This is a genomic window from Pantoea cypripedii (genome assembly GCF_011395035.1).
Taxonomy (GTDB): Bacteria; Pseudomonadota; Gammaproteobacteria; order Enterobacterales; family Enterobacteriaceae; genus Pantoea; species Pantoea cypripedii_A.
Map to the genome: position 1 here is coordinate 1006809 of NZ_CP024768.1, position 13052 is coordinate 1019860.

Below are 13052 nucleotides of genomic sequence, written 5' to 3' on the forward strand. Positions count from 1 at the left end.
CTGAGATAAACCCCCGTTGACCTGTGTGGCAGGCAGGTTAAGATGCGCAGCGCACATTATTTTTTCCAGCTTCCCTGCGGAAATGGTTAAAAACCTACTAATATTTAAACAGATGAGGCACAGCGCTCGCCGTAGAGGAGTGTTAACAATGATCCGCGAAGAAATAGAAGAAAAGCTGCGTAAGGCATTCGACCCTGCACACCTCGAAGTGCACGATGAAAGCTACCGTCATAACGTGCCTGCTGGTTCTGAAAGTCACTTTAAAGTGGTGATCGTCAGCGACTGCTTTACCGGTCAGCGTTTTTTAGCCCGCCATCGCTCCATTTATAGCGAGCTGACCGCAGAGTTTGCCGGGGGCGTGCATGCGCTGGCTCTGCATACCTACACACAAAAAGAGTGGGATGGCTTACAGGATACCGTGCTGGCTTCCCCTAATTGTCGTGGTGCTGGAACGCTCGCCTGATTTTTCTTACTTTATCTATATACAAACGGCCTGCGGGCCGTTTTCTCTTCCTTATTTACGCCTAAACGCGATCTGCGGCGCAAAAAAGCAGCAAAACCGTTTAAAAGTGGTGACTTTGCAGCCTCGACTCGCCCCGGTGATGCCGCTATAATGCGGCGTCTATTTTTCCGGAATGTCTTCGGGAGCTTCTGACAACAGGGAACAGGTTCTGTCAGCAGATGCCCTCCCGCTAGTTGGATACGGCGCATTTCATATGTGTGGTGTCTGAAGTTGACCGAGCACGTGATTTTTTGAGGTAGCAAGATGACAGTTTCAGTAGAAACCACTCAGGGTCTGGGCCGTCGCATTACGATTACTGTTGCAGCTGACAGCATCGAAAGCGCAGTGAAGAAAGAACTGGTGGATGTGGCGAAGAAAGTCCGTATCGATGGTTTCCGTAAAGGCAAAGTGCCGATGCATATCGTAGCCCAGCGCTACGGTGCATCTGTTCGCCAGGACGTGCTGGGCGATCTGATGCAGCGCAACTTTGTTGACGCCATCATTAAAGAAAAAATTAATCCGGCTGGCGCACCGAACTACGTTCCAGGTGAGTACAAGCAGGGTGAAGACTTCACCTTTACGGTTGAATTCGAAGTCTATCCGGAAGTTGAGCTGAAAGGTCTCGACGCTATCGAAGTTGAGAAGCCGGTTGTTGAAGTGACCGACGCTGACGTCGATACCATGCTGGAAACCCTGCGCAAGCAGCAGGCAACCTGGAAAGACAGCGATGCAGCCGCTGGCGCTGAAGATCGCGCTACCATCGACTTCACCGGTTCTGTTGACGGCGAAGAGTTTGAAGGTGGTAAAGCTTCTGACTTCGTTCTGGCTATGGGCCAGGGCCGCATGATCCCGGGCTTCGAAGAAGGCGTTGTGGGTCACAAAGCCGGTGAAACCTTCACCATCGACGTGAAATTCCCGGAAGATTACCACGCGGAAAACCTGAAAGGTAAAGACGCGAAGTTCGAAATCGTACTGAAAAAAGTTGAAGTACGTGAACTGCCGGAACTGACCGAAGAATTCATCCAGCGTTTTGGCGTGGAAGATGGTTCAGTAGCGGGTCTGCGTACTGAAGTTCGTAAGAACATGGAACGCGAGCTGAAAGGCGCAATCCGTAACCGTCTGAAGTCTCAGGCGATTGATGGCCTGGTTAACGCCAACGCTATCGACGTGCCGGCTGCCCTGATCGACAGCGAAATCGATGTTCTGCGTCGCCAGGCGGCTCAGCGTTTCGGTGGCAACGAGAAGCAAGCGCTGGAATTGCCGCGCGAGCTGTTCGAAGAGCAGGCGAAACGCCGCGTTGTTGTTGGTCTGCTGCTGGGCGAAGTGATTCGTACCAATGAGCTGCAGGCGGATGAAACTCGCGTTAAAGCGCTGATCGAAGAGATGGCTTCTGCTTACGAAGATCCGCAGGAAGTGATCGAGTTCTACAGCAAGAACAACGAGCTGATGAACAACATGCGCAACGTTGCTCTGGAAGAGCAAGCGGTTGAAGCGGTACTGGAAAAAGCGAAAGTTACCGACAAAGCCACTAACTTCCAGGAACTGATGAACCAGACTGCTTCAGCCTGATTCGTTAGTTAACACGAAGTGCGAAGCCCGCGACCAAAAAGTCGCGGGCTTTTTATTTTTTTTGCCAAAGACCCTGGATTTGTCTTCTATTTGATTAATTAATCGGCAAATTATTCGCTAAGCTCTTTTTCCGTGTTAGCGATTGGGGAAAAGGTTGTTATGCTTGAAATAACTGGGCAGCATCCCCAGATACAGGGAGAATGCATGAAGACAGTGAAACTGACTGATTAACCGTCCTGTTGGTGTCGGAGTGAGGAGGCAGCGCATGGTTTTCATCGCACGCCTCACGTAAAATCGGTACAGAATGTTGCCAACGAAATTTATCCAGGAGACGGTAATGTCATACAGTGGCGATCGTGAATTTACTGCACCGCAGATGGCGCTGGTGCCAATGGTGGTCGAGCAAACCTCGCGCGGCGAGCGTTCTTACGACATCTATTCCCGCCTGCTCAAAGAGCGCGTGATCTTCCTGACCGGCCAGGTTGAAGATCATATGGCTAACCTGATCGTGGCGCAGATGCTGTTTCTGGAAGCGGAGAATCCTGAGAAGGACATCTACCTCTACATTAACTCACCGGGTGGTGTGATTACCGCCGGTATGTCAATTTATGACACAATGAAATTCATCAAGCCGGATGTGAGCACCATTTGTATGGGCCAGGCTTGTTCTATGGGTGCGTTCCTGCTGACCGCAGGCACGAAAGGCAAACGCTTCTGCCTGCCTAACTCGCGCGTCATGATTCACCAGCCGCTGGGTGGCTATCAGGGGCAGGCCACGGATATTGAAATCCATGCGCGTGAGATTCTGAAAGTTAAGCAGCGTATGAATGAGCTGATGGCTGAGCATACCGGCAAATCGCTGGAGCAGATCGAACGCGACACTGAGCGCGATCGTTTCCTCTCTGCCAGTGAAGCGGTAGAGTATGGCCTTGTCGACTCCATTTTGACGCATCGCCAATAAGACACATCTGCCCGGCTCCTGCGCTATAGTTAACAGGACGAAGGGCAGGTGGGTTGAATGAATATCGGCCGTAAATGCACGGCCAGTGCCGTACGCCTGTATGGCCTGAGAACGAAAAGAGGTTAGCTGATGACAGATAAGCGCAAAGACGGTTCAGGTAAGTTGCTGTACTGCTCTTTTTGCGGCAAAAGCCAGCATGAAGTGCGTAAGCTGATTGCCGGGCCGTCAGTGTATATCTGCGACGAATGTGTCGATTTGTGTAACGACATCATTCGCGAAGAGATTAAAGAGGTTGCCCCGCATCGCGAGCGTAGTGCACTGCCGACGCCGCATGAAATCCGCCATCATCTCGATGATTATGTCATCGGTCAGGAAAAGGCGAAAAAGGTGCTGGCTGTGGCGGTGTACAACCACTACAAGCGTTTGCGCAATGGCGACACCAGCAATGGTATCGAACTGGGCAAAAGTAACATTCTGTTGATCGGTCCAACCGGTAGTGGGAAAACCCTGTTAGCGGAAACGCTGGCACGTTTGCTGGATGTGCCGTTTACCATGGCCGATGCGACCACGCTGACTGAAGCGGGTTATGTGGGCGAAGATGTGGAAAACATCATCCAGAAACTGCTGCAGAAATGTGATTACGATGTGCAGAAAGCCCAGCGTGGCATTGTCTACATCGATGAAATCGACAAGATTTCACGCAAGTCTGACAACCCGTCAATCACCCGTGACGTATCGGGCGAAGGCGTGCAGCAGGCGTTGCTGAAACTGATCGAAGGCACCGTGGCTGCCGTACCGCCGCAGGGTGGTCGTAAGCATCCGCAGCAGGAGTTTTTGCAGGTTGATACCTCGAAGATCCTGTTCATCTGTGGTGGTGCATTCGCCGGTCTCGATAAAGTGATTTCCCAGCGCGTAGAAACCGGTTCAGGTATTGGTTTTGGTGCGACGGTGAAAGGCAAATCGCAGAAAGCGAGCGAAGGTGAACTGCTGTCACAGGTGGAACCAGAGGATCTGATCAAGTTCGGTCTGATTCCTGAGTTTATTGGTCGTCTGCCCGTGGTGGCCACGCTGAATGAGCTGAGTGAAGAAGCACTGATTCAGATCCTGCGTGAACCGAAAAACGCCCTGACCAAACAGTACCAGGCGTTGTTTAACCTGGAAGGTGTGGAGCTGGAGTTCCGTGATGAAGCGCTGACGGCGATTGCTAAGAAAGCGATGTCACGTAAAACCGGTGCGCGTGGTCTGCGTTCAATCGTGGAAGGTGCGTTACTTGAAACCATGTACGACCTGCCTTCAATGGAAGACGTGGAGAAAGTCGTGATTGATGAGTCGGTTATTGATGGTCAATCAGAGCCGATGTTGATTTATGGTAAGCACGAAGCGCAGGCTTCTGGCGAATAAATAAACAATTAAACCACGTTGTTATCTTAAAAAAGGGGAAAATCTTTCCCCTTTTGTTTTTCTCACGCCTGTGACATTGAATGTCGGATAAGCATCCCCATATACTCAATATCCTGTGGGTTTAACTGCATATTGACTGTGTTCAGGCGGTTCCCATCACCTGGCGGACATTAAACTAAGAGAGAGCTCTATGAATCCTGAGCGTTCTGAACGCATTGAAATCCCCGTGTTGCCGTTGCGCGACGTGGTGGTTTATCCGCACATGGTAATTCCGTTGTTTGTTGGTCGGGAAAAATCGATTCGGTGCCTCGAAGCCGCGATGGATCATGATAAAAAAATCATGCTGGTTGCACAGAAAGAGGCTTCAACGGATGAACCTGGTATTAACGATCTCTTCTCTGTAGGGACCGTCGCTTCGGTATTGCAGATGCTGAAGCTGCCGGACGGCACGGTCAAAGTGCTGGTTGAAGGCTTACAGCGTGCTCACATCACCACGCTGGCAGACAACGGCGACCACTTTGTAGCCCAGGCTGAATATCTGATCTCGCCAGAAATTGAAGAGCGCGAGCAGGAAGTGCTGGTCCGTACCGCCATCAATCAATTTGAAGGCTACATCAAGCTCAACAAAAAAATTCCTCCAGAGGTCCTGACCTCACTGAATAGTATTGACGATGCAGCCCGTCTGGCTGACACCGTTGCGGCGCATATGCCGTTGAAACTGGCAGACAAACAATCGGTGCTGGAGATGTCCGACGTTAACGAACGTCTGGAATATCTGATGGCGATGATGGAGTCTGAAATCGATCTGCTGCAGGTTGAGAAGCGTATTCGCAACCGCGTGAAAAAGCAGATGGAGAAAAGCCAGCGCGAGTATTACCTGAATGAACAGATGAAGGCGATTCAGAAAGAGTTGGGCGAGATGGATGATGCGCCTGATGAATATGAAGCGCTGAAACGCAAAATTGACGCGGCAAAAATGCCGGACGAAGCGCGCGAAAAAGCCGAAGCTGAACTGCAGAAGCTGAAAATGATGTCACCGATGTCAGCTGAAGCGACCGTGGTACGTGGCTACATCGACTGGATGGTGCAGGTACCGTGGAATGCGCGCAGCAAAGTGAAGAAAGACCTGCGCAAAGCCCAGGAAACGCTGGATACCGATCACTACGGTCTGGAACGCGTGAAAGATCGCATTCTTGAGTATCTTGCGGTGCAAAGTCGCGTCAGCAAAATCAAAGGCCCGATCCTGTGTCTGGTCGGACCGCCGGGGGTAGGTAAAACCTCGCTGGGCCAGTCTATCGCCAAAGCGACAGGCCGTAAGTATGTCCGTATGGCGCTGGGTGGGGTGCGTGATGAGGCGGAAATCCGCGGTCATCGTCGTACTTACATCGGTTCTATGCCGGGTAAACTGATCCAGAAAATGGCGAAAGTCGGGGTGAAAAACCCGCTGTTCCTGCTGGATGAGATCGACAAAATGTCTTCGGACATGCGTGGCGATCCTGCTTCAGCACTGCTTGAGGTGCTGGATCCGGAACAGAACATCGCCTTTAACGATCACTATCTGGAAGTGGATTACGATCTGTCAGACGTGATGTTCGTGGCGACCTCAAACTCGATGAACATCCCGGCACCGTTGCTTGACCGTATGGAAGTTATTCGTCTTTCCGGTTACACCGAAGATGAAAAACTGAACATCGCGAAACAGCATCTGCTGCCGAAACAGATTGAGCGTAATGCGCTGAAAGAGAAAGAAATCAGCGTCGACGACAGCGCGATTATGGGCATCATCCGTTACTATACCCGTGAAGCGGGCGTGCGTAGCCTTGAGCGTGAACTCTCCAAGCTGTGCCGTAAAGCGGTGAAAGCGTTGCTGATGGACAAAGAGAAAAAGCACATCAGCATCAATGGTGACAACCTCAAAGATTTCCTTGGGGTACAACGCTTTGACTATGGTCGTGCCGATAGCGAAAACCGTGTGGGCCAGGTGACCGGGTTGGCGTGGACAGAAGTGGGTGGCGATCTGCTGACCATTGAAACCGCTTGTGTACCGGGTAAAGGTAAACTGACCTATACCGGTTCACTGGGTGAAGTGATGCAGGAGTCCATCCAGGCCGCGTTGACCGTGGTCCGTGCACGCGCTGAAAAACTGGGTATCAATGGCGATTTCTATGAGAAACGCGATATCCACGTTCACGTGCCAGAAGGTGCGACGCCGAAAGATGGTCCGAGCGCAGGTATCGCGATGTGTACTGCGCTGGTGTCCTGTCTGACCGGTAACCCGGTACGTTCTGATGTGGCGATGACCGGTGAAATCACGCTGCGTGGTCAGGTACTGCCAATCGGTGGTTTGAAAGAAAAACTGCTGGCAGCACACCGTGGCGGCATCAAAACGGTGCTGATCCCGGATGAAAACAAACGCGATCTGGAAGAAATTCCACAGAACGTGATTGCCGATCTGACCATTCATCCGGTGAAACGCATTGAAGAGGTGCTGAATCTGGCACTGGAAAATGCGCCTTACGGGATGCTGGTTGCGACAGCAAAATAGTGATTAGCGGCAAAAACCGCTAAAAAGCGAGGCTGGCAGGCCAAATGGTGCTTGCCAGCCTTTTTTTGTGCCGCTAAGTTAGGGGGCTGCTGGATCAACGATTAAGATGAATACCGTTGTTTCGGCTCGTCAGGCTTGATATAACTGGCTGCGCGTTCGTACCCGGCGGGAAGCTCGGATACGATGTGAATAATAAAAGAGGGGATGAATAGAGTGAATAAGTCACAGTTGATCGACAAAATTGCTGCGGATGCGGATATTTCTAAAGCGGCAGCGGGACGTGTATTAGATGCATTCATGGGCTCCGTTTCTGATGCGCTGAAAGGCGGTGATGAAGTGGCACTGGTTGGTTTCGGTACTTTCTCTGTTCGTGAGCGCGCTGCTCGCACCGGCCGTAACCCGCAAACCGGTAAAGAAATCACCATTCCGGCTGGTAAAGTGCCGGGCTTCCGTGCTGGTAAGGCACTGAAAGACGCCGTCAATTAATGACTGTTGTCACATCCGTTGAAGCATTTTCTTCGATGGATTGAGGACGCAAAAGCCGTTCTCATGTAACATACGGGCACATCATTTTTGATGTGCCTTTTTTATTCTGATGCGCAGCAAAAAGCCTTTGGCTCTTGTCTCCGCAGGGTTGCCAGCTGCCAGCCTGAACTGCAGCTGCACGATGATGACATCGTGTCAGAGCTTTACATTCACACTACAGCGGAGTGTTGTCATACCATGATGGACAATTTACGTGCGGCGGGAAATCACGTCGTGCTCAAAATCATTCTGGGATTGATTATCCTGTCCTTTGTACTGACCGGGGTGGGCAACTACCTGATTGGTGGTAACAGTGATTATGCTGCCAAAGTGAACGGCCACGAAATCAGCCGGGCAGAGCTGGAGCAGGCTTATAACAATGAGCGTAATCGCCAGCAACAGATGCTGGGTGATCAATTCTCGCAGCTGGCCAGCAACGAAGGCTATATGCAGCAGATGCGTCAGCAGGCGCTTTCTCAGTTGATCGATCAGGCTCTGCTGGATCAGTACATCAAAGATTTACACATTGGTATCAGCGATGACCAGGTCAAGCAGGCGATTTTCAGCCAGCAGGCTTTCCAGACCAATGGTAAGTTCGACAACGTCAAATATAACGGTCTGATCACCAGCATGGGGTTCACCGCTGACCAATACGCCGAAGCGTTGCGTAAGCAGCTGGCGACACAGCAGCTGATCAACGCGGTGGCTAACACCGATTTCATGCTGAAAGGCGAAACCAGCAAACTGGTTGATTTGGTGGCACAGCAGCGTGAAATTCGTCAGGCGACGATTGATGTCAATGCGCTGGCGGCAAAACAAACCGTCACGGACGATGAAATCAGCCAGTATTATCAGCAGCATCAGAGCAGCTTTATGGCGCCTGAGCAGTTCCGCGTGAGTTACATCAAAATGGATGCTGCCAGCCTGCAGGAAACGGCCAGCGAAGCAGATATCCAGAGCTGGTTCGATCAGCATAAAGCCGATTATTCTCAGCCGCAGCGTAACCGTTACAGCGTGATTCAGACCAAAACGGAAGCCGATGCGAATGCCGTGCTGGATGCGCTGAAAAAAGGCGAAGATTTTGCGACGCTGGCGAAGAGTAAATCCATCGACCCGATCTCCGCACGCAAAGGCGGTGACATGGGCTGGCTGGAACCGAACACCACTCCGGATGAACTGAAAAACGCCAACCTGACGGAGAAAGGTCAGCTCTCTGGCGTGATCAAGTCATCCGTGGGCTTCCTGGTTGCGCGCCTGGATGATATCCAGCCGGAGCAGGTGAAACCGCTGGCAGAAGTGCATGCTGCCGTTGCTGACAAAGTGAAGCAGGAAAAAGCGGTGGATGCTTTCTATAAAATGCAGCAGAAAGTCAGCGAAGCAGCCAGCAATGATAACGAATCCCTGGCAGGTGCTGCTGAGGCTTCAGGTCTGAAAGTGGTGGAAACTGACTGGTTCAGCCAGGACAGCTTGCCGCAGGATCTGGATTTCGACGCGGTTAAACAGGCGATTTTCAACGGTGGTCTCGTGGGCCAGAACGGTGCGCCGGGCAATAACTCGGACATCATCTCTGTAGATGGCGATCGCGCGTTTGTATTGCGTATCAGCGAACATAAACCTGAAGCAGTGAAGCCGCTGGATCAGGTGAAAGCGCAAATTGCCGATACGCTGAAGCATGATAAGGCCACGCAGCAGGCGAAAGAGCAGGCGAACAAACTGTTGGCCGATCTCAACGCCGGTAAGCAGGATGTGTTGCAAGCCGCAGGCCTGACGCTCAGCGCCAGCAAATCGGTTGATCGCAATGCGCAGGATCCGGTCGCGCAGTCAGCGTTTAATCTGCCACAGCCAGCGGATAACAAACCGTCCTGGGGTGTGAGCGAAGATATGCAAGGCAACGTGGTACTGGTGGCGCTGGACAAAGTCAGCGCGGGTAGCATGCCGCAGCCGCAGATTGACCAGATGGTGAAAGGTGTGACGCAGAATAACGCGCAGATTGCCTTCGAAGCCCTGCTGGAAAACCTGCGTAAAGACGCCAAAATCAAGTACGGCGCAGCCGCACAAATGCAGTAAGCCTCGCAAAAAAATCAGAACCGCTGAAACAACCAAAGGCCGCTTATGCGGCCTTTTCCATTTCTGATTTTCCGCTTTTGAGCCTTTATCCACGCTGTGACACTCTGCATCTGCTGTTAAACACAAGGAGAGACACAGCATGGTCAAACACACTTTTCAGGTTTTATTCTTCTCGCTGGCCCTGGCCGGCACGGTCGCTACCTCCAGCCTGGCTGCGGCGGAAAGCCCCAGTGAAACTCAGGCCACACAGGTTTCGTCACCGGCAGAAGGGCAGATCAGCATCAATGAAGCAACGGCTGAGGAACTCGCCGCCGCCATGAATGGCATCGGTCTGAAGAAAGCCCAGTCCATCGTCAGCTATCGGGAGCAGTACGGCCCGTTTACCACGATTGATCAATTAAAGGAGGTGCCAGGCATTGGCAGTGCGTTGGTTGAACGTAATAGCGCCCGGCTGAAATTGTGAGAAAGCTCGCGACTCATGAAGGATGAAGCAGACCTGCATCTACGCTGTGCTATGCTCAACAGGTCCAACCAGTTGGCATTCTCAGCCTAATCAGGAGCAACAATGCAGACCACAATCAAAGTGCGCGGCTACCATCTTGATGTCTATCAGCATGTTAACAACGCGCGTTACCTGGAATTTCTGGAGGAAGCGCGCTGGCAGTGGCTGGAAGATGTTGATGCGTTCAACTGGCTGGTACAGCAGAAACTCGCCTTTGTGGTGGTAAATATCAACATTAATTATCGCCGCCCGGCGGTGCTGGGCGACGTACTCACCATTGAGAGTGAAATTGCTCAATTGAATGGCAAGAGTGGCGTCATTTCGCAACGCGTGTTGCTCGCCAGTGATGGTACGCCGGTGGCTGATGCGGCATTAACTTTTGTGTGCATTGATTTGCGCACGCAAAAAGCCGTGCCGCTGGAAGGGGAACTTCGCGAACGTCTGGCAGCACTGATGGTTTAACTGACAGAGCTGGCGTCAGCGACGCCAGCCTATTTTGGAGGGATCAGGCCAGAGCACTTTTCTGTTTCATCTGCGCCATAATCGCCGCCGCATTCGCCTGGTAATCCGCCAGACCACGCGCACGTAAATGGCAGGCGGCACATTCGCCACACCCATCGCCTTTTACGCCGTTATAGCAGGTTAGCGTTTCGGCACGTACCAGCGGCAGTTGCTGCCAGTAGTCGGCCAGCGCCCAGGTTTCGGCTTTGTTCAGCCACATCAGCGGCGTTTCGAAACGAATATTGCGCGCCATTCCCAGGCTGACGGCATTATTCAGGGCCTTAACAAACTCATCACGGCAGTCAGGATAGCCGGAGAAGTCAGTTTCGCACACGCCGGTGATCACCGCTTCGGCTTCAACCTGATAGGCATAAATTGAGGCCAGCGTTAAAAACAGGATGTTACGGCCTGGAACAAAGGTGCTTGGTAAACCACTGGCTTCAGGATCATAAGCCGGGACCGGGATGTTATCGCGCGTCAGGCTGCTGACGGCTAATTCGTTCAGCAACGTCACATCCAGCACTTTGTGCGCCCGTGCACCGAGCTTTTGCGCCAGTTCGGATGCCACCTCAATTTCTTCGCGATGGCGCTGACCATAATCAAAGGTGACGCAATGCACTTCATCATATTGTTGCAACGCCTGAATCAGGCAGGTGGTGGAGTCTTGTCCGCCACTGAAAACTACAACGGCTCTTTTCATCTTTTCTTCCGTATAAAACCGAGCCGCTATGGTAATGGCTCAGGTGTGTGATGAACAGTATCGACTGCGGCTGGCGGTGGTATCCAGGCGCGTGTGAAGTCGAACCAGCCCAGGCTGTTAAGTTGAATGCCTTCCACGCCGGGTGGGGCAGAAATCTGGTAGCGATAATTAAATAACGGCAGCAGATAACCGGCGCGCATCAGTTGCTCAAACAGCTGGTGGCTAAGAATAGCACGCTGTTGTGGATTCTGTTGTTGTGCGATCTCGCGCAAATGTTGACGTAAATCGATCTCACTTTGCGCTCCCCTGAGCGGTTGCCATAGCGGGTCGTTCTCCAGCCAGCTGATAAGGGTAAACAGCGGCGCATCGCCAATCAGACGATCCCCCATGACCACGTCTGCCCCGGCCAGCTCGCGTTCATCGCGCCAGCTTTTCACATCATGGAAAATGCAGGTCAGCTGGCAGCCATATCTTGCCAGCAAGGGTTTTAGCGCCTCAGCCATCACATGAAGTTCAACCGGCAGGTGATAATGCAAAGTCAGTGTGGCAGGCAGCGTCACACTTTCTTCGGCGGGTGGGGGAACAGGCCAACCGGGCAGCAGCTCCTGGCTTGGCGTGATGAGCCCCTCATCCAGCGGCAGCTGCTGGATCATGCCGCTACGCTGAATCAGGGAAATCAGCGTTTTGGCTTGTGCAGAGCTGAGCCGGGACGAGATGCGTGGTGCCAGGTAGCAGAATCCCAGGCTGATGCTGCGATCGACCGGACGCAGAGCATCCAGCTCGTCAGGATCGCCAATGGCGATTTGCACCGGATGGCGACAGCTGGTGCCAAGAGTACGATCAAACAATTGCGGGGTGATCCAGTATTCAACGGCCTGGATCAACGGCCGTTGCAGATGCCAGCGCGCGTGGCTTTCCAGTCGCACCAGTTCGTCGGTGAAATGCGCCAGCTTCCAGGCACCGCTGCCGATGTCCTCCAGTTCCGGGTGTGGCAACAGGCAAAACTGGTGAGCCAGGCGTTGCGGTAGCCAGTAGTCACTGTGGCGCAGGCGGATGCGCAGTGCCAGCGGGTGGGGAGCGGTGATGCTTTCAACCGAAGCCAGCAGCCGTAATCCTGGTGCGCTTCGCAGAATCTTGTGGAGCTGCGTGACCAATTGCGTGGCATACAGCGGTTCATCGTTATGCCAGCTGAGCTGCGGTCTTAGCCAGAAAAACCAGTCGCAGCCGCTTTCATCATGTTGCCAGTGATGGGCTAAGTCGCCCTCAACATCATTGTCCCTGAAGCGCGTCAGCCCGGAAAAGATCTGACGGGCGAGGTGTTGCTCGGCACGGCCAGTCAGATGCAGCGGAAGCAAGGCTTCGAGGGAGCGATAGTAAGGAATACGTAGCACGGGTGCCTGATTCAGCCACTGCCCTCCCATTAATGGACGCAGCATATTCAGCAAATGGTCCGGTTGCACATCCAGCACCTGCAATGCCTGCGCGGCTTCGCCTGCTGCGAGCTGCTGCTGCAACAGTTGCTGACGCAGCTGATCCGGCGTGGTGAGAAAGGCCAGCGTTCCCTGTTTACCGCGTCCTGCTGTTCCCTGCCAGCTCAGCCAACCGGCCTGCTGCCATTGCCCTAACAGGGTGCGGATGTGGCGTTCACTGCAAAAACAGTGCTGCGCCATCGTCGCGACACTCAGATGTTGCGTTTCACCCTGGCTAAGTTGCCAGAGTCGCTGAAATTGATTGACCCGATTAAGCTGGCGCATCTCTAAACCCGGAACAGTTTTATAA

11 protein-coding genes are annotated in these 13052 nt (G+C 52.8%); 9 read left to right on the top strand and 2 right to left on the bottom strand.

Going from position 1 to position 13052, the window contains the following annotated elements; translation table 11 throughout:
• Positions 1 to 148: 148 nt before the first annotated feature.
• From bolA to CUN67_RS04610, 9 genes are all read left to right on the top strand, one after another.
• Positions 149 to 463 carry a transcriptional regulator BolA gene (bolA, locus tag CUN67_RS04570; RefSeq protein WP_084873155.1) on the top strand — a complete coding sequence of 105 codons (315 nt, stop codon included), beginning with the start codon at positions 149 to 151 and terminating at the stop codon, positions 461 to 463.
• 303 nt (positions 464 to 766) lie between these two features.
• A complete protein-coding gene (gene tig / locus CUN67_RS04575; RefSeq protein WP_208714196.1) occupies positions 767 to 2071 on the top strand; it encodes a trigger factor in 1305 nt (434 codons plus the stop codon).
• 337 nt (positions 2072 to 2408) lie between these two features.
• Positions 2409 to 3032: an ATP-dependent Clp endopeptidase proteolytic subunit ClpP gene (clpP, locus tag CUN67_RS04580; RefSeq protein WP_084873160.1), complete on the top strand. Its 624-nt coding sequence runs from the start codon at positions 2409 to 2411 to the stop codon at positions 3030 to 3032.
• A 129-nt stretch (positions 3033 to 3161) separates the two neighbouring features.
• Positions 3162 to 4433, top strand: a complete 1272-nt coding sequence (gene clpX / locus CUN67_RS04585) for an ATP-dependent protease ATP-binding subunit ClpX (RefSeq protein WP_167136586.1) — start codon at positions 3162 to 3164, stop codon at positions 4431 to 4433.
• A gap of 190 nt (positions 4434 to 4623) precedes the next feature.
• A complete protein-coding gene (gene lon, locus CUN67_RS04590) occupies positions 4624 to 6978 on the top strand; it encodes an endopeptidase La (RefSeq protein ID WP_208714197.1) in 2355 nt (784 codons plus the stop codon).
• Between the two features lie 213 nt (positions 6979 to 7191).
• Entirely contained in the window at positions 7192 to 7464 is a 273-nt protein-coding gene (hupB, locus tag CUN67_RS04595; RefSeq protein ID WP_014606441.1) for a nucleoid-associated protein HU-beta, read from the top strand.
• A gap of 237 nt (positions 7465 to 7701) precedes the next feature.
• Positions 7702 to 9570: a peptidylprolyl isomerase gene (gene ppiD / locus CUN67_RS04600; protein ID WP_208714198.1), complete on the top strand. Its 1869-nt coding sequence runs from the start codon at positions 7702 to 7704 to the stop codon at positions 9568 to 9570.
• Between the two features lie 139 nt (positions 9571 to 9709).
• Positions 9710 to 10033 carry a helix-hairpin-helix domain-containing protein gene (locus tag CUN67_RS04605; RefSeq protein ID WP_208714199.1) on the top strand — a complete coding sequence of 108 codons (324 nt, stop codon included), beginning with the start codon at positions 9710 to 9712 and terminating at the stop codon, positions 10031 to 10033.
• Between the two features lie 102 nt (positions 10034 to 10135).
• Entirely contained in the window at positions 10136 to 10534 is a 399-nt protein-coding gene (locus CUN67_RS04610) for an acyl-CoA thioesterase (RefSeq protein WP_208714200.1), read from the top strand.
• 43 nt (positions 10535 to 10577) lie between these two features.
• On the opposite strand, the gene queC is transcribed toward CUN67_RS04610, so the two are convergent.
• Together queC and CUN67_RS04620 are read right to left on the bottom strand one after the other, a co-directional pair.
• The gene (queC, locus tag CUN67_RS04615; protein ID WP_208714201.1) at positions 10578 to 11273 is read right to left on the bottom strand and encodes a 7-cyano-7-deazaguanine synthase QueC; all 696 of its coding nucleotides are present in this window, start codon (positions 11271 to 11273) and stop codon (positions 10578 to 10580) included.
• A 26-nt stretch (positions 11274 to 11299) separates the two neighbouring features.
• Entirely contained in the window at positions 11300 to 13027 is a 1728-nt protein-coding gene (locus CUN67_RS04620; RefSeq protein WP_208714202.1) for an SgrR family transcriptional regulator, read from the bottom strand.
• Between the last annotated feature and the right edge of the window lie 25 nt (positions 13028 to 13052).